We start from the raw sequence: 24,426 nt of genomic DNA on the forward strand, positions 1-24,426 counted from the left end.
GCGGGCTATACCGACAGAAACAGCGCGAACGATTCTTCCACCGTTCGGCGCAGAAGCTTTTGGTACAATTCGTGGTTAGCATCGCCGGGCGCGACCCGACCCAGCGAGGGCTTCGCGAAGTTTCGGAGCGGCACATAAGCGATCGGCGCTGCGATCGGCGTCAGCTGCGAGCCGGGACCGGCGCGGAGCGTCGAGATGATCCCGTACATCTCGCCGGCGACCGTCGGCCGCGACACAGTGATCACGCGATGCTGGCCGTGCTTGATGATGACGAGATAGATGAAGCCGGACTGATGCGGCACGGCGACCTCGCCGGTGTGTTCATAGGCGGCATCGGTCCGCTCGCCCTCGCGGAACACCAGTGAAGAGACCTTCGGCTCCCAGACGATCTCGGTGCGGTAGGCGAAGATCGCGTCCTTGTCGCCGAACGACGGTCGCAGCGTGATGTAGACGTCCTCGAGCCACGTCACCGCGCGATGGGCATAGGAGCCGAGGCTGTCGGGCGCGACATCGTTTGCGGCCGGAGGCGTCACTACGGCGGCGCTTCTGCGCAGGGAGACGCCCAGCGCCTGCTCCAGCCGCACCGTGGTCGCCAGCGTGAACGGCCGTCGGCCGCCGAGCACCTTCTCCAGCGTCGACAGGCTGAGCTTGGCCTGCTCGGCCAGCGCCTGCCGGGAGATCCGGCGCCTGGCGAGCTCCTCGCGAATGGTCTCCGCGATCTCGCGGCTCTGCTCGTCCGACAGCTGCTTGTCGGTGAATTTGTCCTGCGTCTGCATCGTGGCCCTGCTCCAGGACGACATCCTAGCAGGACGGACAAACCAGCACAAAACCGCACTTCGCCATCTCGGAGGCGGCCGGCCGGGCCGGCCGTGGCGGAACATTGCCGATCATTCTGCTCGCGAAATCGGGCCGTCCCGGCGGATGCTCGGGGCCAGCAAACATGCTCGGGAGCAGGCCAAATGGATACTTTTGACACGACGGACAGCAACGAACACCCTTGGCTGGGCAGACTGATCGTGGTCGGACTGTTCCTTCTGGCGCAGGGCATCGCGGTGATGCTGGTCGCCTTCGTGGCCCTGCTGGTGAGCTTCGAGCCGGGCTGGTCGGCGACGACGGAGCAGGCCAGCCTGCTCCAGCCCGGCGATGCCAAATCCGGTTCTCTCCTCCTCAAGGAGGATGGCGCCTACACGGAAGCGATCCGCCTCGGCATCGACGTCGACATCACGGTGTCGGGCCCGACACTGCGAGCACGAGTCACCCAAATCTTTCGCAACCCGACGAAGGACTGGGTCGAGGCGACCTATGTCTATCCGCTCCCCGCGGACGGCGCCGTCGATTCGCTGAAGATGGTGGTCGGCAACCGCGTCATCGTCGGGGACATCAAGGAGCGGCAACAGGCGCGCATGATCTACGAAGAGGCGCGCCGCGCCGGCCAGAAGGCCGCGCTCACCGAGCAGGAGCGGCCGAACATCTTCACCAACTCGGTCGCCAATATCGGCCCTGGCGAAACCGTGCTGGTGCAGATCGAATATCAGGAGCCGGTGCATCAATCCGGCAACGAATATTCGCTGCGCCTGCCGCTGGTGGTCGGGCCGCGCTACAATCCGGCGCCGATCGTCCAGAGCGTCGATTTCCGCAACGATGGCTCCGGCTGGGGCGCGACCAACTCGGACCCGGTGCCGGACCGCGACCGCATCTCGCCGCCCGTGCTGGATCCCGCCAGGAATGCACCGGTCAATCCGACCAGCATCACGGTGCGTCTGAACGCCGGCTTTGCGCTCGGCGAGGTCACGAGCCCCCATCATAACGTCAAGGTCGCGAGCCCGGACAATACGATGCGAATCGTCTCGCTTGCCGACGGTGCCGTGGCTGCCGACCGCGATTTCGAACTGACCTGGAAGCCAGCGGCCGTGAAGGCGCCGTCGGTCGGCTTATTTCGCGAGCGCGTCGGCGACGCCGATTATTTGCTTGCCTTTGTCACCCCGCCCGCCGCCGAGCAGGCGACGCAGAAGCCGCGGCCGCGCGAGGTGATATTCGTGATCGACAATTCCGGCTCGATGGGCGGCACGTCGATCGTTCAGGCCAAGGCGAGCCTCACCTACGCGCTCTCCCGTCTCCAGCCGACCGACCGTTTCAACGTCATCCGTTTCGACGATACCATGGACGTGCTGTTTCCGGTCTCCGTCGCGGCGGATGCCGAGCGTGTCGGTGAAGCCACCTCGTTCGTCAGCGCGCTGCAGGCGCGTGGCGGCACCGAGATGGTGCCGGCGATGCGGGCCGCGCTGACCGACAAGCTTGGCGACGCCGGCATGGTTCGCCAGGTCGTATTCCTGACCGACGGTGCGATCGGCAACGAGCAGCAATTGTTCGAAACGATCACGGCGATGCGCGGCCGCTCGCGCGTGTTCATGGTCGGCATCGGGTCGGCGCCCAACACCTATCTGATGACGCGCGCCGCCGAGCTCGGCCGCGGTGCCTTCACCCATATCGGCTCCGTCGAGCAGGTCGAGGAGCGCATGCGCGGCCTGTTTGCCAAGCTCGAGAACCCGGCCGTGACCGGGCTGAGCGTAAAGTTCTCCGAAGCGAAGGCCGACGTCACACCGACGATCATTCCCGACGTCTATCGCGACGAGCCGCTGGTGCTGGCGGCAAAGCTCGACACGCTTGCGGGCTCGGTCGAAATCAAGGGCCGCGTCGGTGACCGCCCATGGTCGGTGACGCTGCCGCTGCAAAATACGGCCGAAGGCAACGGCCTGTCGAAGCTTTGGGCCAAGCGCAAGATCGCCGATGCCGAAGTGGCGCGCACCCTGCGCGAAATGACGCCCGAAGACTCGGACAAGGCAATCCTGGCACTGGCGCTCGACCATCAGATCGTCACGCGGCTCACCAGCCTCGTCGCGGTCGACAAGACGCCGAGCCGTCCCGAAGGCGAGCCGCTCAAGCCCAGCGAATTGCCGATCAACCTGCCGGCCGGTTGGGATTTCGCGAAGGTCTTTGGCGAACGACAGCAGGTCCCAGCGCAGCTCCGCGAGCGTCACGCCGATGCACGCAACCAGCCGGCCACGAGGCGACCGACGCCCGCTGCACCGGATGCGATCCGCCTGCCCAAGACCGCGACCTCGGCCGAGCTGAAAATGACCGCAGGCCTGATCTTGGTCGTGCTCGCCCTGATCCTGTTCGTGTTCAAGCGGCGTCAGTCCTTGCTCACTGACGCCGCTTGAGAGAGGAGCCCCCCGAACTCCTCTGTTAGCGCGCGCGGCTGCCCGTCCCACACACCAACGGCCGCGCGCGCCTTTTTGAACTCGCCCTCTCACCTTCGTCATTGCAAGCGAAGCATCCAGAAACTCATCCACGGAGACAGTCTGGATTGCTTCGTCGCTTCGCTCCCCGCAATGACGGGAATTAGTACAATGCCGCGCATCATCTCTCCCCTCGCTCTCGCCCTGATCGGCATCATCCTGTTCGGCGACGGCGCCTACATCCATGCCAAAGCATGGCTCGCGCAGGTGCTGCTGGAGCGCGCATTCGACCAGAGCGTTGCGACCGGCGAGGTGGTCAGGCCATGGTCATGGGCCGATACTTGGCCGGTTGCGCGAATCGAGGTGAGGCGGATCGGCGCCCGCGCGATCGTACTGGAAGGCGCGAGCGGCCAGGCGCTCGCTTTCGGGCCCGGCCATATCCGCCAAACGGCTGACGCGGGCGAGCGGGGCGTTGCCGTATATGCAGCGCACCGCGACACTCATTTCCGTTTCCTGCGGAATGTCGCCATTGGTGACCTGATCGACGTCACACGCAGTGATGGCAAGCACTTTCGTTTTCGCGCGGATTCCTCCGCTGTGGTTCGCTTCGATGCCTCGGGGATCGATCCTGCGGCACGGGCAGCCGAACTCGTGCTCGCGACCTGCTGGCCGTTCAACGCCGTCGCGTCCGGCCCCGAGCGCTACATCCTGCATGCTACCCTGATCGGCACTGATGAATAGCGGTTCGCAATCGATCCGCACCCCCCTCTTGAATCCGCCCGACCTGTAGGGACAATGCCGCTCGATGGAACCCCTGAACCGGCGCCGTCGACCGCAGACCCATCAGAATGGCCTATTGAGCATTTCCGCTGTAATTTGCGAGAAGACGGTGATGGATGAGGAGTTCAGGCAGCGTCTCGAACAGCTGGAAAGCCGCGTCGCGCTCCTGGAGAGGAACCAGGATCTTATCGCCGCCGGGCAAAGACGCTCCTCGCTTCGGAGCCTCTGGCGCCGCCCGCCGATGTGGACCTTCGAGCAATATCCGCCGCGCCTGCTCAACCTGACGGCTTTCCCGCGAGCTCCTGCGATCCATCCGGGCGCGCCCAGAATCGCGATGGTCACTCCGAGCTACAACCATGCGCAATATCTCGGCGCCACGATCGACAGCATCGTCAGCCAGAACTATCCGGACCTGTATTATCACGTGCAGGACGGCGCCTCGATCGACGGCACGCTCGATCTCCTGAAGAGGCGCGGCGATAGCCTGAGCTGGAGCAGCGAACCGGACAAGGGGCAATCCAGCGCCATCAATCTCGGCTTCGTCGGCGCCGAGAGCGAGATCATGGCCTATCTCAACAGCGACGACGTGCTGCTGCCCGGGACACTTGCGTATGTCGCAAATTACTTCATCGCACATCCGCGTGTCGACGTCGTCTACGGCCATCGCGTCTTCATCGATCGCGAGGGACTCGAGGTCGGCCGCGCCGTGCTGCCGCCTCATGACGGCAAGGCGTTGCGATATGCCGACTACATTCCGCAAGAGACGATGTTCTGGCGCAAGCGCGTATGGGACAGGATCGGGCCGATCGACGAGAGCTTACACTACGCGATGGACTGGGACTTCATCCTGCGGGCGCAAGCCGCAGGATTCAAATTTGCACGCTTGCCGCGATTTCTCGCCTGCTTCCGAATCCATGACGCACAAAAGACGGCATCGACCTATGCGGTCGGCGTCAGGGAGATGGGCATCCTGCGGCGACGCATTCTCGGCTTCGAACCGACACAGATGCAGATCCGGCGCGCCATCGCTCCTTATCTGGCGAAGCAGCTGGCCTATCACTACGCCTACAAGCTCGGCATCCTGCGATACTGAACCACGGCGCGAGCAGTGATCCCAAAATGTCGATCACCAGGGCTTGGCGCGCGCTCATTCCACCGCACGGCATACCCGCCCACGTGGTTGCCAGTCCGAAGAACTCGCCATAGAACAGAGTGACGCACCGCCAACAAGAACAACAGGTGAGGTCACACCATGGAAGCTCGCGTATCTGCCGCCTCAGCTTCATCGCGCCCATGGTCTCCGCCGCCCGATGCCAGCGACATCGTCAAGGGCATCCACGCCATGCTGCATCCGCGCAACATCGTGCTGGTGGGCGCGACCGACAAGCCCGGCAACTATGCCGAGCGCATCTGGAACAATTTGGTCAAATACGGCTACGAGGGCGGGCTCTATCCCGTCAATTCCAAGCGCGACACCATCTGGGGTGTCCCCTGCTACAAGGACTTTGCAAGCCTCCCGGAGAAGCCCGACCACGTGCTGGTGCTGGTGCCGGCGCGCTTTGCCGTGCAGGTGATCCGCGATGCCGCCGCGGCCGGCGCGCGCTCGGCCACCATCGTCACCTCGGGCTTCAGCGAGTTGCAGGACGAGGAAAGCCAGAAGCTCGCCGCCGAACTGCAAGCGGCCGTGCGCGAGACGGGATTGGCGGTCACCGGCCCGAACTGCCTCGGCAATTTGAGCGCGGGCGAAAAGCTCTTCACCAATATCGACGACCGTATCGTCACCATGGAACAGGGCGCGGTGGCGATTGCCGGGCAATCCGGCGCCATCGTCATGGCGATCCGCCAGGCCCTGGAAGATCGCGGCGTCGGGGTCGGCTACATGGTGACGACCGGCAACGAGGCAGGGCTCGAGACGCCGGACCTGATGCGCTATTTCGCCGAGGATCCTAGCATCAAGGTGATCGTGGTCTACCTCGAAGGCGTGCGCAACACCAAGGCATTCCGGGACGCCTGCAAGGCGGCGCGCGCCGCGAGCAAACCGGTGATCGCGCTCAAGCTCGGAGCGTCCGAGGGCGGCCGCGCGGCGGCGATGGCACATACCGGCGCGCTCGCGGGCTCGATCGAGACCTTCGACGCCATTGCAACGCGCGAAGGGGTCATCAGGGTCGGCGGGCTCGACGAGCTGATCGAGACCACCGAATGTTTCGTCCACGCCGCAGTGCCCAGGGGCGACCGGCTCGCCGCAGTGACGCTATCCGGCGGCAAGCGCGGCATGCTGATCGACGCCTTCGATGCAGAAGGCCTGAATTTTGCACCACTCAGCTCGCATGTCGGCTCGGAGCTGGCAAAGATGCTCGGGCCGGGCTCGATCGTCGGCAACCCGCTCGACGCCGGCTTTGCCGCGGTGGTCGATCCCTCCGTCTACATGAAATCGATCGGGCTGATGATCGACGACCCCGATATCGACATCGTCATCATCGATGCCGAGCTGCCGAAAGCGCCGCACGAGCTGCGCGAGCGCAATCTGCGCATCGTCGACGAGATGGCGAGCCGGGCCGGCAAGCCGGTGATCTATATCAGCGCGATGTCGATCGGCTTCACGGAGTTCACCAAGACCTTGCGCAAGTCGCTGCCGCATCTCGCGGTCATGCAGGGCATGGATCGCGCGGTGACTGCGATCAAGTCGCTGCTCGACTACGCCAAGCTGCGCAAGGAAGTGCCTGATATCGTCTCCAGCTCGAAGCCTGCAGCGCGCGCCGTGCTTGAGAAGGCGCTGAAATCGGCAATTGGCGCCGCGCTCGACGAGGTCGCCTCCAAGAAGCTGCTGAAGGCCTATGGCATCCCGATCTCGAAGGAGGCAATCGCACAGACGGCAGCCGAGGCCGTGAAGATCGCCAAGCAGATCGGCTTCCCCGTCGTGGCCAAAGTCGTCAGCGCCGAGATCCTGCACAAATCAGATATCGGCGGCGTGGTGCTGAATCTCAACAACCCGGCCGCGGTGAAGAAGGCGTTCGCCGACATCACCGCGCGGCTGAGCAAGCTGAAGGGCAAGCCGAAGCTCGACGGCATCCTGATCGCGCAACAGGTGAAGGCAGATCTGGAACTGGTGGTCGGCGCCTCCCTCGATGCCGAGATGGGCCCGGTCGTGCTGTTCGGCACTGGCGGCATCGACATCGAGCTGATGAAGGACGTCGCGCTCGCCGGCGCGCCGCTGGACGAGGCTGAGGCTCGACTCCTGATCGGCCGCACCAAGGCCGGTATCAAGATGCGCGGCTATCGGGGCAAACCGGCCTTGCACGAGGCCTCCGCGGTGAAGGCGCTGGTCGGCCTGTCCAACCTGATCGCGGATGCTGGCGACCGGATCGCCTCGATCGACGTCAATCCGTTCCTGATCAATGCCAAAACAGGCGTCGCCGTCGATGCCCTGATCGTGCTGAACAATGCTGCGGCCAAGAACACCGCCGGGCATTGATGTCGCTGAGGGCGGTTTAGCGCAGCGTAATCCGCCAATCCTTGCGACAAAACGCGAGAGGAAGTGGCGGGTTACGCTTCCCTAACTCGCCCATCCTATTATTGCGGCCACGCCATCATCCTTCCAACTTCCCCGCTTTGGCCGTAAAATCATCCCGCATGGCACGCGCGAGCAATCTGGTGATCGGAACGGCGACGCTGGCGGTGATCGCCGTGGCGTTCGGCGGCGTGCTCGGCGTGCAGAAATGGCGCACCCTCCAGAGCCGCAGCCAGTTGCGCGTGGTATTCGAGGGGGGCTCCGCCAGCGGATTGCGCCGCGGCGGACCGGTCAATTTCGATGGCGTCCCCGCCGGCCAAATCCTGTCGATCAAGCTGGACAATCCGCGCAAGGTCGTGGCCCTGGTGATGCTCGACAATACCGCGCCGATACGCAAGGACACCGTCGCGGGCATCGAGTTCCAGGGCCTCACCGGCGTCGCCGCGGTCTCGCTGATCGGCGGCGCGCCCTCGGCGCCGCCAGTGCCGCTGGACTCGGACGGCGTCCCCGTGCTGACCGCCGATCTCAGCGATGCCGAATCGATCGTCGACACCCTGCATAGCGTCGACCGTACGATCGTCAGCAACGCCCCGGCGATCAAGGAAGGCCTGCGCACGTTCGAGAACTACACCGCCGATCTCCGGAGCAAGGGCGGCGAAATCGATTCCGTCATGGCCAGGGTCGACAGCGCCTTCGCGGGCTTCGACAAGGCGGTCACAAAGATCGAAGGCGTGGTGCCCGGCTTTGCCGACGGCAAGGCGGATGAGCTGTTCGAAAAGATCCAGGGATTGCACGAACTCGCCGACACCATGAAAAAGAAATCGGCGAACTTCCTCGATGACATCCGTCGCTCGCTGCTCGACGTCAGCGAAGCCGCCAACAAGATGAGCGGGACACCCACGCCGGCCGCCGCTCCGCGACCGCCCCGGAAGCCGGCGCAGCAGAAACGGTAGCGCCTACCACGCGTAGCGGACGACGCCCTTGCCGGCGTAAGAGCGGGTGACGTTCGAGAACTCGCCCTCGAAAGTCGCCGACGCAGACCAGCCGTTCATCCAGCTCATCTGCACCGCCGCTGTGGTCAGCGCGGAATCGTGTGCTTGGGCGGCGCCGTTCACCACGAACGCCGATCCCGGCAACGTTTGGAAGACCGCACCGATGGTGCGATCCGGATTGTAGTCATGCGCCCAGGCGACGCGGCCGCGCAAGGTTATCAGGCCGCCGGCTGCGGCAAAGGACTTGTCCGCGCGCAGGCCGAGTTCGGTGCGGGTGCTGGTCACGTCCTTGGCGGCATAATTCAGCGCGAAGACGTTGCTGCCGACCACAGCGAACTCCGAATAGCTCGGAAGGCTGAACACGGTGGCCTGGAGCGCCGCATAGGGGGTGAGGCCGATCCACTGCCAGGCATAGCGATAGCCGCCCTCGACACGGCCCGAGAGCGCGTTGGCGTTGAACTGCGCACGCAATTGATCCACGCCGGCGGCGGTGACGATGCGATTGGTCGTGACGTCCTGCCAGCCATAGGCCAGCGCGGCCGTGACATAGGCCGGTCCTGCGTTGTGACGCACGAAGGCGCCGGCCTGGAACAAATCCGAGCGGCCCCAGCCGAGCCCGGTGACATTGAAGCCGGTGCCGCCGCCGGCGAGCGCAAAACCTACGATCGTCGACGGCGAGAAGCGATAATCCAGACCAACCGCCGTGCCGTACACGCTGCTGGTGGCGTTGTTCGAGCCAAGCGCCGCATTGCCGTCAGTGGCCTGCGAGCCGCCATAGCCGGCGGCCCAGACGTCCCAGCGCTGCTCGAATGTCAGCGGCGGTGCCTTGCGGTAGATCGAAGCAAGGGCTTCGTTCGCGTTCTTGCGGGTCGCGGCATAGGCAGTCGCGTTCGTCTCGTCGGCATAGGGCGTCGCGCCCGGTGCGCCGCCGCGTCCCGCGCTGAAGACGTCGGTCAACAAGCCGATAAATTGGTTCATCGCATTGAACGTCGTCTGCTGCGATCCCGTCCCTGATTCGCCGGAGGCTTGCGTCAGTCCCGTCGGCGAGAGATTCGCCAGCACCACGGGAAGGCTGCCGGTGTTGTCGAAGTAGTGCGTCAGAATGTTGGCGACATTCTGCTGGTTGATATTGAGGCCGCCGCCATAGCCCAGCGCGAGATCCAGGAAGACGTTGTTGGGGTCGTAGCTCAGGGTCGCATGCAGGTTCGATGACAAACCCGCGACGACCGGATTGAAGCTGTCGGGCAGCGTGCCCGCGTTCAGGATCGTGTAGTGCTTCGCGATCGAGCCGGTCGGTACGACGACGACCGTGGCGCCGGCGAGCGTCGCCGTTCCCGTGACGACCGCGACGCCGTTGCTGGTGCCCGAGACCTGCACCATGTAGTGCGACGCCGACGTAAACGAGAGATCACCGGACACGTTGAGCGTCCCGGTGGGACTGCCCGGTGCTAGCGTACCGCCGTTGACGGAGATGGAGCTTCCGACCGTGCCGACGCCACCGAACGTGCCGCCGGCCGCGACACTCACATTGCCATTGATGGTGCCGGCCAGCGTGAGCGTGCCGCCCAGCACGTTCCAGTCCTGATTACCCGTGCCGGTCACCGTCCAGGTCGAATTGTCGACCTTGTTGAAGGTCGAGAAGCCGTCATACTGAAGAAGGGGACCGATCAGGTCGAGGTTGAACGTATCCTTGCCGATGCCTCCGAGCTGGAACGTGTCGACGCCAGTGCCGAGCACCAGGCCGTTGATGATGCTGCCGGGTCCTAGCGTCAGCGTGTTGGGGCCGCAGACACAAAACTCGATTGCAGCGATTCCGGCCGCAGCGTTGATGGTCCCGGAGTTGAAGACGTTGGCCCCGCCGCTCACGCTGATGCCGACGCCGCCAGCACCGACGGTGATGGTTCCGGTATTGACAACGTGGTTTGTCGTTGTGAACGAGCTCACGTCGATGCCGAAGCCGGAATCGCCGACCGTGATCGTACCTCTGTTGATGATGGTGTTGGAATCACCGAGAGCTACGATGCCCTCGGCGAAATCGGCCCCTGTGATCCGTCCATTGTTGCTGATCGTGGAGGACAGGCCCGTAAACGCGATGCCCGCACCGCCCAGACCCACGCTGATCGTCCCGTTTTGGTTGATCGCGACCCGATTGCCCTGCACCGCAATGCCGGCGGACGTGCCATCGCCCGACTTGATCGAGCCACTATTGGTGACCTTGGCGTCATCACCGAACAAGGCGATGCCGGCACCAAAGTCGCCGGCCGTGATTGCGCCGAAATTGCTGACGATTTGAAAACTACCCTGCATAAAGATGCCAGCGGCACCCTGCCCGACCGAAATCGTGCCGGTGGCGGTGTTGGTGACCGTGTTGTTATCCATGGTCGCAACGATGCCGCCGGAGAAGCCGGAGGAATCGCCGACCTTGATCGCGCCTGCATTGGTCACGGTCGTGCCACCGAACGAAGCGAAAATCCCGATTGAATCATCGAGTCCGGTGATCGTGCCCGTCGCGGCGTTGGTGATCGTGTTGCTCTGGACCGCGAAGATGCCCGCGCCCGACGCGCCGATGGACAGCGCACCGCTGTTGCTAACGCTATTGTTGTTTCCTACCGAGATCGCGCTGCCGTGGTCGCCGGTGGTGACGGTCCCGGCATTGATGATGATGTTGTGATCGAGCGCGGAGATACCGAGGCCGTTATCAAGCACCGTGATGGCGCCGTTGTTGGTCACGGTGTTCGAATTGCCGCCATTGATGCCGGTGAGGCCCGAGCCCGCCGCCACCGTGCCGTTGTTAGTGATGACGTTGGTGTCATTGACGTTGAGCGCCGCCGTGCCGTTATCGTTGACGCTGGCGCCAGTCAGCACATTTACGGTCAGATTGGTGACGCCGCCGCTTGCCGCAAAGCCGTCGGCATCGGTGCCGCTACAGGTGACGGTCTGCCCGCTTGCCGCCGGGTCGGGCGCGCAGTCCGCCTGCGCAGGTGTCGCCGATAGGCCGAGGCTGAGAACGACCGCCACGACAGACGAAGCGACCGCGGCAAGGCGCAGCCCAATCCGACCAGCCTTCGGCGGCCCAAATTCCACTTTGATGCCCTCAGTCCAGCGCTCCCCAGCGGCGCCGCCGGCAAACTAGGCCGCCGGGCCCCTCCGTGGAACTACGGAATCGGCGGAATCGCTGGGGGACAGCAAAACCGGACTGATTCAGCGGACCATGTTGCACCAGAGGCACGCTTTTCCGGCGCAGCCTGGTCGATCCACGACGTTTGCGTGTGCGGTTCGGTCGCAGTATTGACCGTCGTTCACATCAATGACTGATCATCTGGGGCGGCGCCGCGTCCCAACGGGAGCGAGCGGCACGCCTTCACACACACTGATTTGGGCAACGGCTTAGTAATTGGTGGGCGCCGCTTCATTCGGGATGCCGTCGATCGGGCATTCGGCGGTACCGGGCGTCGCGCGCGTCATCGCCTCGACCATGTCCCGGGTGCCTTCGGGATCGGCGATCCAGTTCTTGTAGAAATCATAGGGGCAGACGGCGAGGCCGCGCGGGCTTTCGCCGGAATTGATCATGCCGGTGTAGCCGCGGTGGACCAGCTTGTAGAGATGGTTCTGCGACTGGCCGTTGCGGCGCGCATCGCGGATCAGATGCTTCGACAGCTGGGCATATTGGATGCCGTAGTCCTCCTCGCCGCACTCGCCGAGGGTGCGGCCGTCGAAACCGATGATCGCGGAGTGACCGAAGTAAGAATAGACGCCGTCGAAGCCGGCAGCGTTGGCGACCGCGACATAGACATTGTTGGCCCATGCCATCGCTTTTGAAATCAGGATCTGCTGCTCCTTGGCCGGATACATGTAGCCCTGGCAGCGCACGATCAGCTCGGCCCCCTTCATGGCGCAGTCGCGCCAGATCTCCGGGAAGTTGCCGTCGTCGCAGATGATCAGGCTGACCTTCATCCCTTTCGGGCCGTCGGAGACATAGGTGCAATTGCCGGGATACCAGCCCTCGATCGGCACCCACGGCATGATCTTGCGGTACTTCTGCACGATGTCACCCTTGTCGTTCATCAGGATCAGGGTGTTGTAGGGCGCCTTGTGCGGATGCTCCTCGTGGCGCTCGCCGGTGAGCGAGAACACGCCCCACACCTTGGCCTTGCGGCAGGCCTCCGCAAAAATCGCGGTCTCTTCACCGGGCACCGCGCAAGCGGTCTCATACATCTCCTTGGAGTCGTACATGATGCCCTGGGTGGAGTATTCCGGGAAAATCACCAGGTCCATGCCGGGAAGGCCGGTCTTCATGCCCACCACCATGTCGGCGATCTTGCGGGCGCTGTCGAGCACCTCGGCCTTGGTGTGCAGGCGCGGCATCTTATAGTTGACCACCGCGACGCCGACGGTGTCGTTGCTGCTGGAGATGTCACCGTGAAGCATTTGAATTGCTCCTCTACTCTGTTTGAGATTGCCGCGTGAATCAGTGACTGATCATCCAGGGCCGCGCGGTGGGAAAACCCTTGGCACCGCTCCTGGTCTTGGTCACCAGCCGCGCCGGCTTGTTCTTATCCGGCGCGTTCTTTGACGAATTCTTGCCCGTGGAGCAGCAGCCGCAACCGGGGCCATGCGAGGCCTTGTATTGCGCCAGCGTCTGCGGCGCGTGCGTGCTGCGCTCGTTGGCGGCGTGAGCCTTGCGCGTCTCCGACGGCATGCAGAAGAAGTTCGGGGCGGTCAGAATCACGCGGGGCGCCATGATTTCACATTGCGGACAGGCTTGCGGATCGTCGCATTCGGCCATCGGGCGCATATCCTTGAACGGACCGCAATCGTCACAGAGATATTCATAGACCGGCATCGCATCATCCCTACGCTGTTGTCTGTGAGAGAACTGTCGCGGCGGATGCGGGGCGGCAGATACGCCGTCTCGCATCCGGTCGCGCAGGGATTACTTGTCCGGCGATATCGGCATCTGGATATCGCCCTTGATGTGCTTGATCGGACCTGCCGAGGACGGCATCACGTCGAAGTCGAAGATTTCCGTCGGCAGCCATAATGTGGCACAGGCATTGGGCACGTCGACGACGCCGGAGATGTGCCCCTGAACCGGTGCCGTACCAAGGATCGAATAGGCCTGGGCGCCGGAGTAGCCGAACTTCTTCAGATATTCGATCGCATTCAGGCAGGCCTGGCGGTAGGCGATGGTGACGTCGAGATAGTGCTGCTTGCCGGCCTCGTCGACCGAGATGCCTTCGAAGATCAGATAGTCCTTGTAGTTCGGTGTGATCGGCGACGGCTTGAAGATCGGATTCTTGACGCCGTACTTCGCCATGCCGTCCTTGATCACCTCGACCTTCAGATGCAGCCAGCCGGCCATCTCGATCGCACCGCAGAAGGTGATCTCGCCGTCGCCCTGACTGAAGTGGAGATCGCCCATCGAGAGACCGGCGCCGGGCACGTAGACCGGGAAGTAGATCTTCGAGCCGCGCGAAAGGTCCTTGATGTCGCAATTGCCGCCATGCTCCCGCGGCGGCACGGTGCGCGCGCCTTCGGCTCCGATCTTGTCCTTGACCTCGCCCTTGGCGCGGCCGCCATGAGCGGTCGGCGCGAACGGCGGATTGGCGAGGCCGGGCACACGGGTCGGATTGGTTGCGATCAGCTCGGCCTCGCGCTTGTTCCAGGTGTCCAGCATCTTCGGATCGGGGAGACAGCCGATCAGGCCGGGATGGATCAGGCCGGCGAAGTTGACGCCCGGAATATGCCGCGACGAGGTGTAGAGACCCTTGATGTCCCAGATCGACTTCTGCGCCAGCGGGAAATGATCCGTAAGAAATCCGCCGCCGTTCTGCTTGGAGAAGAAGCCGTTGAAGCCCCACATGCTCTCCTTCATCGGGCCAACGTCGAGCAGGTCGACGACGAGGAGGTCACCGGGCTCGGCGCCCTTGACGCCGATCGGGCCGGAGAGGAAGTGCACGATCGACAGATCGATGTCGCGCACGTCGTCGGCGGAATCGTTGTTCTTGATGAAACCGCCGGTCCAGTCATAAGTCTCGATGATGAAGTCGTCGCCGGGATTGACCCAGGCCACGATCGGAATGTCGGGGTGCCAGCGGTTATGCACCATGTCATTTTCATAGGCCGACTTGGTGAGATCGACCTTGATCAGTGTCTCTGGCATCGAGAGGCTCCCCTTTTACACGGTTGGTTAGACGGACAGATATTTCGAGACCTGTGCGGCATCGACGGCGCCGCGCGGATCATCACGGACGATCTCGCCGTTCTCGATCACCAGCACACGGTCGGCGATATCGAGCGCGAAGCTCAGGACCTGCTCGGACACGACGATTGAAAGCCCCTTCTCGTCGCGGATGTGCTTGAGCGTGCGCGCCATCTCCTTGATGATCGACGGCTGGATACCTTCGGTCGGCTCGTCGAGCAGCAGCACTTTTGGCTTGGTCGCCAGCGCACGAGCGATCGCGAGTTGTTGCTGCTGGCCGCCGGAGAGATTGCCGCCACGGCGGTCCTTCATCTCCAGCAGCACCGGAAACAGTTCGTAGATGTCACCGGGCACTTCGGTTCCGCCGGAGACCACGAGGCCGGTCTCGATGTTCTCCTTCACCGTCATGGTAGAAAAGATCATGCGGCCTTGCGGCACATAGGCGAGCCCCTTGGCCACCCGCTCGTAGCTCGGCAGGCTGCCGAGCTCGGCGCCGTCCATGGTCACCGAGCCACTCTTGGCCGGCAGGATCCCCATCAGCGATTTCATCAGCGTGGTCTTGCCCATGCCGTTGCGACCCATGATCGCCACGATCTCGTTGGGCGCGACTTTGACGTTGAGCCCGTGCAGCACCTCGCTCTGGCCGTAGGCGACGTGAAGATCAGAAATAGCCAGCATCGTCGCGCTCCTTAGTGACCGAGATAAACTTCGACGACCTTGGGATCGTTCTTCACCTTTTCCATGGTGCCTTCCGAGAGGATCTGGCCCTGGTGAAGCACGGTGACCTTGTGCGCGATGTCCTCGACGAACTTCATGTCGTGCTCGATCACGAGCACCGAGCGGTTTTTGATGATGCGGTTGAGCAGCTCGGCGGTCTTGGTGCGTTCGGACACGCTCATGCCGGCGACGGGCTCGTCCAGCATGAGCAGGTCAGGATCCTGAATCAGCAGCATGCCGATCTCGAGCCATTGCTTCTGGCCATGACTGAGCTCGGAGGCATAGGTGTTGAGCTTGTCCTTGAGGAAGATCATCTCGGCAACCTCTCCGACGCGTGACCTCACCAGCTGGTCACGCTGGAACGTGAGTGAGCCGAATACGGTGCGGCCGCGCGGAAACGAGATCTCGAGATTCTCGAACACGGTGAGGTCTTCGAACACCGACGGCGTCTGGAACTTGCGGCCGACGCCGGCCTTGACGATCTCGTTCTCCTTCAGCTTGGTCAGCTCGGTCCCGCGAAACTGGATCGAGCCTTCGGTCGCCTTGGTCTTGCCGCAGATCAGGTCAAGCACCGTGGTCTTGCCGGCCCCATTGGGGCCGATGATGACGCGGATCTCGTTCTCCTCGACGTAAAACGAGAGATCGTTGACGGCCTTGAAGCCGTCGAAGGAAACCGTCAGCCCGGAGACCGCGAGCAGGAATTCCTTGGGCTGATGACCGACGAGCATGATCTATCTCCTCACTGCCAGCGTGGCATCGGCATCGCGATGACCGACGAGCATGACCTATCTCCTCACTGCCAGCATGGCATCGGCATCGTGATGACCGACGAGCATGATGGTCTCCTCACTCTGCTGGTGCGCCGTCGGCAACCGAATTGTCGCTCCAGCCCGGCTTCTTGCGCGAGGCGAAAAGGCGGTCGACGCGCGGCTGCACATAGTCGGCCCAGAGCCCCGACAGGCCGTTCGGGAAAGCGAGCACGACCGCGATGAACAGCGCGCCGAGACCAAACAGCCAGAGTTGCGGAAAGGATTCCGACAGGCTGGTCTTGGCGAAGTTCACCAGAATGGCCCCCCATATCGCGCCAAAGATCGACATCCGTCCGCCGACCGCGGTGTAGATCACCATCTCGATCGACGGCACGATGCCGACAAAGGACGGCGACATGAAACCGACATTGAGCGCGAACATGGCCCCGCCGATCGCGGCGAAAACCGCGGCCATACAGAACGCAAAGATCTTGAAGTTGGCGACGCTGTAGCCGGAGAAGCGGACGCGGTCCTCCTGTTCGCGCATAGCCACCAGGATGCGGCCGAGCTTGGTCAGGCGGATGAACTGCGCGATGCCGATGCAGGCGAACAGCAGCACCACTTCGACGAAGTACAAGATGACCTTGGCGTGGTCGGGCCGGATGTCCCATCCCTTGAGGGTGCGCAGGTCGGTCATGCCGTTGATGCCGCCGGTGTAGCCCTGCTGGCCCACGATCAGGATGGTGAGGATGGCCGCCACCGCCTGGGTGATGATGGCAAAGTAGGTGCCGCCCACGCGCCGCTTGAACATCGCAGTGCCGATGATCAGCGCGAAGATGCCGGGGACCAAGATGATGGCGAGGATGGTGAAGGCGAGACTGTGAAACGGCTGCCAGAACAGTGGCAGTGACGTGATCTGATTCCAGTCCATGAAGTCCGGGATGCCTGGCGTCGACTGGATTTTGGTATTTTCGACGCTGGAGGCCTCCAGCTTGAGGAACATCGCCATGCAATAGCCGCCGAGGCCGAAGAACACGCCCTGCCCCAGACTGAGAATGCCGCCGTAGCCCCAGCACAGCACGAGACCGAGCGCGACGAAGGCGTAGGTCAGATACTTCGCGACGAGGTTGAGACGGAACACATCCAGCGAGAGCGGCAGGATCACGAACAGCACGGCGGCCAGCACGAGGAAGCCCATGAGCTCGGATCGATTGAAGAAGCGTGAGTTGATGACCATGACTTGCCTGCTTCTTGTTATTTGCGGACCTTGAGGGCGAAGAGACCCTGCGGCCGCAGCATCAGGATTCCGACAACGGCAAGCAGCGTCAGCACCTTAGCCATCGAGCCCGACAGGAAGAACTCGAGGGTGGATTGGGTCTGCGAGATTGAGAAGGCCGATGCGATGGTGCCGAGCAGGCTTGCCGCGCCGCCGAACACGACCACCAGGAACGTATCGACGATGTAGAGCTGTCCGGAGGTCGGCCCGGTCGAGCCGATCATGGTGAAGGCGCTCCCAGCGACACCGGCAATGCCGCAGCCGAGGCCGAAAGTGTAGCGATCCACCTTTTCGGTGTTGATGCCGACGGCACCGGCCATGATGCGGTTCTGCACGACGGCGCGCACCTGTCGACCCCAGCGCGATTTGTACATCACGTAGGCGACGCCGACAGTGATCAGGACGGTGAGGCACATCACGAAGACGCCGTTGATCGGCACTTCGATGCTGTCGGTCACGTGCAGCGAGCCGAGCATCCATTGCGGCAGCTCGACGCCGACCTCGCGCGCGCCGAACACGGAGCGATAGGCCTGTTGCAGGATCAGGCTGAGGCCCCAAGTCGCGAGCAGCGTGTCGAGCGGGCGCTTGTAGAGATGCCGTATCAGCACCCATTCCACCAGCATCCCCAACGCACCGGATGCGACAAAGGCCAGGATCATCGCGAGGAAGAAATAGCCGCTGAACAGGCTCGGCAAATAGGATTGGAAGAAGCTCGAGGTCATCCAGGTGACGTAGGCCCCAAGGATCATGAACTCGCCATGGGCCATGTTGATGACGCCCATCTGGCCGAAGATGATCGCAAGACCCAGCGCCATCAGGACGTAGACGGAGAACAGGATCAGTCCTGCAAAGCCCTGCATGACGAAGATGGAGCCAAGGTCACCAAGCGAGTAGTCGCCGAACATCGATGTCCTCCGTCGGGAAAGGGTCCCGCGTCGCGAGCAGGTTCGCGACGCGGGGGTCTTGGGCGTGGATTTGCGGTCCACGCCAGGGAGAGGTTTTGCCTGAGAGGGAAACGGCGACGAACGCCGTGACTAACTGATAGATCTCGTCTTACTGGTAGCCCTTGGGGAACGGATCCGGCTCGACCAGATCGGCGGTCTCGTAGATCAGTTCGAACTGGCCATCGAGCTTGGCGCGTCCCACCCGGGTCTTCGACCAGAGGTGATGATTTTCGTGGATGCGCACATAGCCTTCCGGAGCGCCCTTGAACTCGATGCCCGGCGACGCCGCGGCGATCTTGTCGATGTCGAAGGAGCCCGCCTTCTCCACCGTCAACTTCCACAACCACGGTCCGAGATAGGCAGCCTGGGTGACGTCTCCGATCACGGTCTTCTCGCCCCACATCTTCTTGAACGCAGGAACGAAGGTCTTGTTGTTCGGATTGTCGAGCGACTGGAAGTACTTCATGCAGGCATAGGCGCCCGCGATGTTCTCGCCGCCAATGCCGTCGATCTCGTCTTCGGTCACCGAGATCGTGAGCAGCGCCTGCTTGGAGAGGTCGATGCCGGCCGCCTTGAGCTGCTTGTAGAACGCGACGTTCGAGCCGCCGACGACGTCGGTGAAGATCACGTCGGGCTTGGTCAGCTTGATCTTGTTGATGACCGAATTGAACTGCGTATTGCCGAGCGGATAATACTCTTCGCCGACCACCTTGCCCTTCAGCACGTTCTCGACATGCTTGCGCGCAATCTTGTTCGAGGTGCGCGGCCAGATGTAGTCGGAGCCGATGAAGAAGAACGACTTGGCGCCCTTCTCCTTGGCGATCCAGTTCAGGCCGGCGAGGATCTGCTGAGTGGCTTCCTGACCTGTGTAGATCACGTTCTTGGACTGCTCGAGACCTTCGTAGAAGGTCGGGTAATAGAGCATGCCGTTGTACTGCTCCATGACGGGCAGCACGGCCTTGCGGGACGCCGAGGTCCAGCAGCCCATGATCGCCGCGACCTTGTCGTTGACCAGCAGCTTCTTGGCCTTCTCGGCAAAGGTCGGCCAGTCGCTGGCGCCGTCTTCCTGGATGAACTTGATCTTGCGACCGAGCACGCCGCCCATGGCATTGATCTGCTCGATGGCAAGCTTTTCGGCTTCGATCGAGCCGGTCTCGGAGATGGCCATGGTGCCGGTCGCCGAATGCAGGATGCCGACCGTCACCTCGGTGTCGGTGACCGCGAGACCCGTGGTGTTGACTGCCGAGGTCGCTGGGGCCTGCGCAAAAGATGCTCGCGGTAGCATGGTGATGGCCGGCACGGCCGCCATTCCCATCAATAATTTGCGCCGGAGCGGCGATAACAGGCCCTTGTTCGCTTCGTCTGACATGAGCACCCCACTGTTGTTCGAGGACACGCGATTGGTGCCGTGAGGATGGCTCGAATTTGTGCACTGCAAGCATACGCAAGATCGCGTATACTGCACCGCAAAATGACGACGTAGGCTTTTGGTACGGATTTTGCGAGGGGGTCCGGCGCGTTCGGGAGTAGGAGTGGGGGCTGAAGTGGCAGGGCGGCAGCGAATAGATCGCGTCAGGCGCCAGTACAACCAATGGGTCGCCAACCAGACGCTGGAAGACTACGCGCTGCGCTTCACCGCCAAGAGCGCGCGCCGGTGGTCCGCTGCCCGCGTCGCCAACACTGCCCTGGGCGCCATCTCCTTTCTCGCGCTTGAGGCGATCGGCGGCACCATCACCCTGAATTACGGGGTTACCAACGCCACCGCCGCGATCCTCGTCGTCTCCATCATCATCTTCTGCTGCGGCGTCCCGATTGCCTATTATGCCGCCAAATGCGGCATCGACATTGACCTGCTCACCCGCGGCGCCGGCTTCGGTTATATCGGCTCGACCGTCACGTCGCTGATCTACGCCTCCTTCACCTTCATCTTCTTCGCGATCGAAGCGGTGATCCTGGCCACGGCGCTCGAGATGTGCTTCGGCATTCCGCGCCCGATCGGCTATCTCATCAGCGCGGTCGCGATCATCCCGCTTGTCACCTACGGCATCACGCTGATCAGCCGCTTCCAGCTCTGGACGCAGCCGATCTGGATCATCCTGCACATCCTGCCCTTCGCGGCGATCGCCTGGGCCAACCCTTACTCGTTCACGGAATGGCGCAAATTCGCCGGCGAGCACGGCGACCCCAGCGGACATTTCGATCTACTGCTGTTCGGCGTAGCATCCTCCGTGGTGTTTTCGCTGGTGGCTCAGATCGGCGAGCAGGTCGACTTCCTCAGGTTTCTGCCGCGCGACCGCCGCACCTCGCGAACGTCGTGGTGGGCCGCCCTGCTGATCGCGGGGCCCGGCTGGATCATCTTCGGCGCGCTGAAATTGCTGCTGGGCTCGTTTCTCGCCTTCTTCGCGCTGAGCCACGGCCTCTCCAGCGAGCTGGCGGCCGAGCCTGCGCACATGTATCTCGAGGCGTTTCGCTACGTGTTGTCGCAGCCGGACATGGCTCTGGCACTCACCGGCGCGTTCGTGATCCTGTCGCAGCTCAAGATCAACGTCACCAACGCCTATGCAGGCTCGATCGCCTGGTCGAACTTCTTCTCGCGTCTCACTCATAGCCATCCGGGCCGGGTCGTCTGGCTGGTGTTCAACGTGATGGTGGCCTTGCTGCTGATGGAGATCGGCGTCTACAAGGCGCTGGAGCAGACGCTCGCGCTCTACTCCAATGTCGCGATCGCCTGGGTCGGTGCGCTGGTCTCTGATCTCGTGGTCAACAAGCCCCTCGGCCTGCGCCCGCCGCAGATGGAGTTCAAGCGCGCCCATCTCTACGACATCAACCCGGTCGGCGTCGGCGCGATGACGATCGCGACCATCGTCTCGATCGCGGCATTCTACGGCCTGTTCGGCTCGACCATGAAAGCGCTCGCGGCCTTCGTCGCGCTGACGGTCGCCTTCGTCACCGCGCCCGTCATCGCCTGGCTCACCGACGGAAAATATTACATCGCGCGCAAGCCGAAGAGGAGTTGGGCCAACATCGAATCGATCCAGTGCTGCATCTGCGAGCACCATTTCGAGCCGGAGGACATGACCTCCTGTCCTGCCTATGCCGGCCCGATCTGCTCGCTATGCTGCTCGCTCGATGCGCGCTGCCACGATTTGTGCAAACCGCATGCGCGCGCGCAGGTGCAGTTCGCCGACGCACTCGCCAGGATCTTGCCGCAGGCGATCTATCAGCGGATCAACTCGCAGTTCGGCCACTACATCGGTGTGTTCGTGGTCTCCGCGGGCCTCGTCGCGCTGGTGCTGGGGCTGATTTACCTCCAGAGCTCGGTCAGCGTGCCTGGCGAGAACATGCTCGTCTCCAACGTGCTCTGGAAGGTGTTCTTCTCGCTCAGCATCATCATCGGCGTGGTGGCCTGGCTGTTCGTGCTGGCGCAGCAGAGCCGACGGGCCGCCGAGGCCGAGACCCGACGCCAGACCACGCTGCTGATTCAGGAGATCGACGCCCACAAGCGCACCGATGCCGAGCTCCAGCGCGCCAAGGAAATCGCAGAATCCGCCAACCTCGCCAAGAGCCGCTACGTGGTGGGCCTGAGCCACGAGCTGCGCTCGCCGCTGAATGCGATCAGCGGCTATGCCCAACTCCTGGAGCAGGACACCACGCTCAACACCAAGCCGCGCGACCAGGTCCGCGTCGTCCGCCGCAGCGCCGATCACCTCTCCGGCCTGATCGACGGCATTCTGGACATCTCCAAGATCGAGGCGGGGCGGCTGTACCTGTCGCGCGACGAGGTGCGCCTGACCGAATTCCTCGACCAGCTCGTCGGCATGTTCCGCCTTCAGGCCGCGGCCAAGAGCATCGACTTCGTGTTCAGGCGGCCGGCGCATTTGCCGGTCGTGGTCTATGCCGACGAGAAGCGGCTGCGCCAGGTGCTGATCAATCTGCTGTCCAACGCGATCAAATTCACCCAGGTCGGCAGTGTGCAGTTCGTGGTGCACTATCGCAGCCCGGTCGCGGAGTTCGAGGTGATCGACACCGGCCCCGGCATCCAGGGCGACGATCTCGAACGCATCTTCGCACCTTTCGAACGTGGCGCGCTCGGTGTCTCGCAGCCGCAGACCGGCACGGGGCTGGGCCTCACCATCAGCCGGTTGCTCGCCGGCGTCATGGGCGGCGACATCAAGGTCTTGAGCACGGTCGGCAGCGGCAGCACGTTCAAGGTCAAGATGCTGCTATCCGAAGTCACCAATCCGCAGCGCATTGCGCCGGTGGAGGCCCCGATCTCGGGCTATCACGGCGCGCGCAAGACCATCCTCATCACCGACGACGATCCCGTGCATCGCGACCTCCTGCGCGAGGTGTTGACCCCACTCGGCTTCATCCTGCTCAGCGCGCCCGACGGGCCTGGCTGCCTGGCGCTAGCCCAGCACTGCCGGCCTGATCTGTTCCTGCTCGATATCTCCATGCCTGGCATGGACGGCTGGACGGTGGCGGAGACGCTGCGCGCCAGCGGCCACCATCAGGCGCGCATCCTGATGGTGTCTGCCAGCGCGCTCGAGGCGCACGGCACACCGCTGGCACAGCCTTTCCACGACGGCTACCTGATGAAGCCGATCGATATTCCCAGGCTTTTGGAAAGTATCCGCCAGCTTCTCAAGGTCGAATGGCAATACGGCTCGGAGGAGATCGCGGTGCCGCTGTGGCGGCCGGAGAGCGGCTCGCGGCCGCCTGTACGACACATCGAGGCTCTGATCGGGCTCGGTCAGATCGGCTACGTCAAGGCTATCCAGTTGAAGCTGGACGAGATCGGCAGTGAGCACCCTGAACATGCCGACTTCGTCGCGGAAATGCGGTCGCTGATCGACCGCTTCGATCTCGGCCAGTACATGGCCACATTGAAGACGTTGCATGCGTATGAGCACTGAGTCGAAAAAGCGCGACGTCGCGCTCGTTGTTGACGACTCCCCGGAGACGCTGCGGCTGCTCACCGACGCGCTCGACAGCGCCGGGATGACGGTGATGGTGGCGCTCGATGGCGCGGCCGCGATGCGTATCGTCGACCAAATCACGCCTGACATCGTGCTGCTCGACGCTGTGATGCCGGGCATGGACGGGTTCGAGACCTGCCGCCGCCTCAAGCGCGATGCGGGCCTTGCCAATGTCCCGGTGATATTCATGACGGGGCTCGCCGAGACCGAGCACATCGTGCGCGGGCTGGAGGCCGGCGGCGTCGACTACGTGACCAAGCCGATCGTGATCGAGGAGATGCTGGCGCGGATCCGCGTTCATCTCGGCAATGCGCGGCTGACGCAAAGCGCACGCGCCGCGCTCGATGTCTCCGGCCGATTCCTGTTCGCGGTCAACCGCCAGGGCAAATTGTTGTGGGCGACCCCGCAGGCGCAGAAGCTGCTGGCGGACCACCACGGCGCGCAGGCCGACGACGATTTCGTCCTGCCGGTATCATTGCTGCAATGGCTGGAGCAGGCGAAGGGCAAGGGCAGCTCGAAGTCTCAGGCGGCTTCCTTGCCCGACAATCCTCAGCTCCGGCTGTACTACATGGGCGAGACCGCACCGAACGAGTTCTTGCTGCGGCTCTCCAGGGAATCCGGCACCGCGCCGCCACCCGAGTTCACCAGCGAGCTCGGCCTCACTACCCGCGAAGGCGAGGTGCTGGCCTGGCTCAGCAAGGGCAAAACCAACCGCGACATCGCGCAGATTTTGGGCTTGAGCCCGCGCACGGTCGACAAGCATCTCGAGCAGATCTACTCCAAGCTTGGAGTCGAGAACCGGACCGCGGCTGCGGCGATTGCAACGAATGCGACAAGAAGGAATTCGTAGTCTTGCTCCGAGTGAGTTGGGATGTGACTCAGCACACCGTGTCGTCCCGGCGAAGGCCGGGACCCATAACCCCAGGGAGTGATTTGGCGAAGACTAGTCGTTCGGACTAGCACCGTCCGCAATCGATAGGCCTCGCTGTATGGGTCCCGGCCCCCGTGCGCAATTGCGCACTAGGCCGGGACGACGTTGC

Annotated in this window: 17 protein-coding genes; 7 read left to right on the forward strand and 10 right to left on the reverse strand. The window is 63.2% G+C overall.

Annotated features, from left to right (window positions below):
• Positions 1 to 5 precede the first annotated feature (5 nt).
• Positions 6 to 776 (reverse strand): helix-turn-helix transcriptional regulator, encoded by a 771-nt coding sequence (locus IVB36_RS30065; protein ID WP_247295928.1) that lies wholly within the window; start codon positions 774 to 776, stop codon positions 6 to 8.
• 183 nt (positions 777 to 959) lie between these two features.
• Here IVB36_RS30065 and IVB36_RS30070 point away from each other — a divergent pair, with 183 nt between their 5' ends.
• The 5 genes from IVB36_RS30070 (at position 960) to IVB36_RS30090 (ending at position 8,480) form a co-directional block, all read left to right on the forward strand.
• Complete coding sequence (locus IVB36_RS30070) at positions 960 to 3,221, forward strand: marine proteobacterial sortase target protein (protein WP_247338298.1); 2,262 nt, start codon at positions 960 to 962, stop codon at positions 3,219 to 3,221.
• 189 nt (positions 3,222 to 3,410) lie between these two features.
• A complete protein-coding gene (locus IVB36_RS30075) occupies positions 3,411 to 3,980 on the forward strand; it encodes a class GN sortase (protein ID WP_085361925.1) in 570 nt (189 codons plus the stop codon).
• Positions 3,981 to 4,131: 151 nt separating this feature from the next.
• Positions 4,132 to 5,112 (forward strand): glycosyltransferase family 2 protein, encoded by a 981-nt coding sequence (locus tag IVB36_RS30080; protein WP_085361926.1) that lies wholly within the window; start codon positions 4,132 to 4,134, stop codon positions 5,110 to 5,112.
• A 159-nt stretch (positions 5,113 to 5,271) separates the two neighbouring features.
• Entirely contained in the window at positions 5,272 to 7,491 is a 2,220-nt protein-coding gene (locus IVB36_RS30085; RefSeq protein WP_026233059.1) for an acetate--CoA ligase family protein, read from the forward strand.
• Between the two features lie 158 nt (positions 7,492 to 7,649).
• Entirely contained in the window at positions 7,650 to 8,480 is an 831-nt protein-coding gene (locus IVB36_RS30090) for an MlaD family protein (RefSeq protein ID WP_018455949.1), read from the forward strand.
• Positions 8,481 to 8,483: 3 nt separating this feature from the next.
• On the opposite strand, the gene IVB36_RS30095 is transcribed toward IVB36_RS30090, so the two are convergent.
• The 9 genes from IVB36_RS30095 to urtA all read right to left on the reverse strand — a co-directional run bounded on the left by IVB36_RS30095 (position 8,484) and on the right by urtA (position 19,776).
• Positions 8,484 to 11,603 (reverse strand): autotransporter domain-containing protein, encoded by a 3,120-nt coding sequence (locus tag IVB36_RS30095; RefSeq protein WP_247394047.1) that lies wholly within the window; start codon positions 11,601 to 11,603, stop codon positions 8,484 to 8,486.
• Between the two features lie 303 nt (positions 11,604 to 11,906).
• Entirely contained in the window at positions 11,907 to 12,947 is a 1,041-nt protein-coding gene (locus IVB36_RS30100) for an aliphatic amidase (protein WP_018455947.1), read from the reverse strand.
• Between the two features lie 40 nt (positions 12,948 to 12,987).
• On the reverse strand, positions 12,988 to 13,362 hold the full coding sequence (locus tag IVB36_RS30105; RefSeq protein WP_018455946.1) for a zinc ribbon domain-containing protein: 375 nt from the start codon (positions 13,360 to 13,362) through the stop codon (positions 12,988 to 12,990).
• Between the two features lie 90 nt (positions 13,363 to 13,452).
• Complete coding sequence (gene fmdA / locus IVB36_RS30110; RefSeq protein WP_007598072.1) at positions 13,453 to 14,682, reverse strand: formamidase; 1,230 nt, start codon at positions 14,680 to 14,682, stop codon at positions 13,453 to 13,455.
• A gap of 27 nt (positions 14,683 to 14,709) precedes the next feature.
• Positions 14,710 to 15,399, reverse strand: a complete 690-nt coding sequence (gene urtE, locus IVB36_RS30115; RefSeq protein ID WP_018455945.1) for an urea ABC transporter ATP-binding subunit UrtE — start codon at positions 15,397 to 15,399, stop codon at positions 14,710 to 14,712.
• An 11-nt stretch (positions 15,400 to 15,410) separates the two neighbouring features.
• Positions 15,411 to 16,166 (reverse strand): urea ABC transporter ATP-binding protein UrtD, encoded by a 756-nt coding sequence (urtD, locus tag IVB36_RS30120; RefSeq protein WP_018455944.1) that lies wholly within the window; start codon positions 16,164 to 16,166, stop codon positions 15,411 to 15,413.
• Positions 16,167 to 16,284: 118 nt separating this feature from the next.
• A complete protein-coding gene (gene urtC, locus IVB36_RS30125; RefSeq protein WP_018455943.1) occupies positions 16,285 to 17,424 on the reverse strand; it encodes an urea ABC transporter permease subunit UrtC in 1,140 nt (379 codons plus the stop codon).
• Between the two features lie 17 nt (positions 17,425 to 17,441).
• The gene (gene urtB / locus IVB36_RS30130) at positions 17,442 to 18,368 is read right to left on the reverse strand and encodes an urea ABC transporter permease subunit UrtB (protein ID WP_018455942.1); all 927 of its coding nucleotides are present in this window, start codon (positions 18,366 to 18,368) and stop codon (positions 17,442 to 17,444) included.
• A 148-nt stretch (positions 18,369 to 18,516) separates the two neighbouring features.
• Positions 18,517 to 19,776: an urea ABC transporter substrate-binding protein gene (urtA, locus tag IVB36_RS30135; RefSeq protein WP_018455941.1), complete on the reverse strand. Its 1,260-nt coding sequence runs from the start codon at positions 19,774 to 19,776 to the stop codon at positions 18,517 to 18,519.
• 175 nt (positions 19,777 to 19,951) lie between these two features.
• Here urtA and IVB36_RS30140 point away from each other — a divergent pair, with 175 nt between their 5' ends.
• Together IVB36_RS30140 and IVB36_RS30145 are read left to right on the forward strand one after the other, a co-directional pair.
• Positions 19,952 to 23,323, forward strand: coding sequence for an ATP-binding protein (locus tag IVB36_RS30140; protein WP_018455940.1), 3,372 nt, complete (start codon positions 19,952 to 19,954; stop codon positions 23,321 to 23,323).
• Positions 23,307 to 24,236: a response regulator gene (locus tag IVB36_RS30145; protein WP_007598081.1), complete on the forward strand. Its 930-nt coding sequence runs from the start codon at positions 23,307 to 23,309 to the stop codon at positions 24,234 to 24,236. Before IVB36_RS30140 ends, IVB36_RS30145 begins: the two co-directional genes overlap by 17 nt.
• The last annotated feature ends 190 nt before the right edge of the window (positions 24,237 to 24,426 follow it).

The organism is Bradyrhizobium sp. 35, from assembly GCF_023073215.1.
Taxonomy (GTDB): domain Bacteria; phylum Pseudomonadota; class Alphaproteobacteria; order Rhizobiales; family Xanthobacteraceae; genus Bradyrhizobium; species Bradyrhizobium canariense_D.

Coding starts and splice junctions, on each gene's coding strand:
- IVB36_RS30065 (WP_247295928.1), bottom strand. CDS start 776: ATGCAGACGCAGGACAAATTCACCGACAAGCAGCTGTCGGACGAGCAG.
- IVB36_RS30070 (WP_247338298.1), top strand. CDS start 960: ATGGATACTTTTGACACGACGGACAGCAACGAACACCCTTGGCTGGGC.
- IVB36_RS30075 (WP_085361925.1), top strand. CDS start 3,411: ATGCCGCGCATCATCTCTCCCCTCGCTCTCGCCCTGATCGGCATCATC.
- IVB36_RS30080 (WP_085361926.1), top strand. CDS start 4,132: ATGGATGAGGAGTTCAGGCAGCGTCTCGAACAGCTGGAAAGCCGCGTC.
- IVB36_RS30085 (WP_026233059.1), top strand. CDS start 5,272: ATGGAAGCTCGCGTATCTGCCGCCTCAGCTTCATCGCGCCCATGGTCT.
- IVB36_RS30090 (WP_018455949.1), top strand. CDS start 7,650: ATGGCACGCGCGAGCAATCTGGTGATCGGAACGGCGACGCTGGCGGTG.
- IVB36_RS30100 (WP_018455947.1), bottom strand. CDS start 12,947: ATGCTTCACGGTGACATCTCCAGCAGCAACGACACCGTCGGCGTCGCG.
- IVB36_RS30105 (WP_018455946.1), bottom strand. CDS start 13,362: ATGCCGGTCTATGAATATCTCTGTGACGATTGCGGTCCGTTCAAGGAT.
- fmdA (WP_007598072.1), bottom strand. CDS start 14,682: ATGCCAGAGACACTGATCAAGGTCGATCTCACCAAGTCGGCCTATGAA.
- urtE (WP_018455945.1), bottom strand. CDS start 15,399: ATGCTGGCTATTTCTGATCTTCACGTCGCCTACGGCCAGAGCGAGGTG.
- urtD (WP_018455944.1), bottom strand. CDS start 16,166: ATGCTCGTCGGTCATCAGCCCAAGGAATTCCTGCTCGCGGTCTCCGGG.
- urtC (WP_018455943.1), bottom strand. CDS start 17,424: ATGGTCATCAACTCACGCTTCTTCAATCGATCCGAGCTCATGGGCTTC.
- urtB (WP_018455942.1), bottom strand. CDS start 18,368: ATGTTCGGCGACTACTCGCTTGGTGACCTTGGCTCCATCTTCGTCATG.
- urtA (WP_018455941.1), bottom strand. CDS start 19,776: ATGTCAGACGAAGCGAACAAGGGCCTGTTATCGCCGCTCCGGCGCAAA.
- IVB36_RS30145 (WP_007598081.1), top strand. CDS start 23,307: ATGCGTATGAGCACTGAGTCGAAAAAGCGCGACGTCGCGCTCGTTGTT.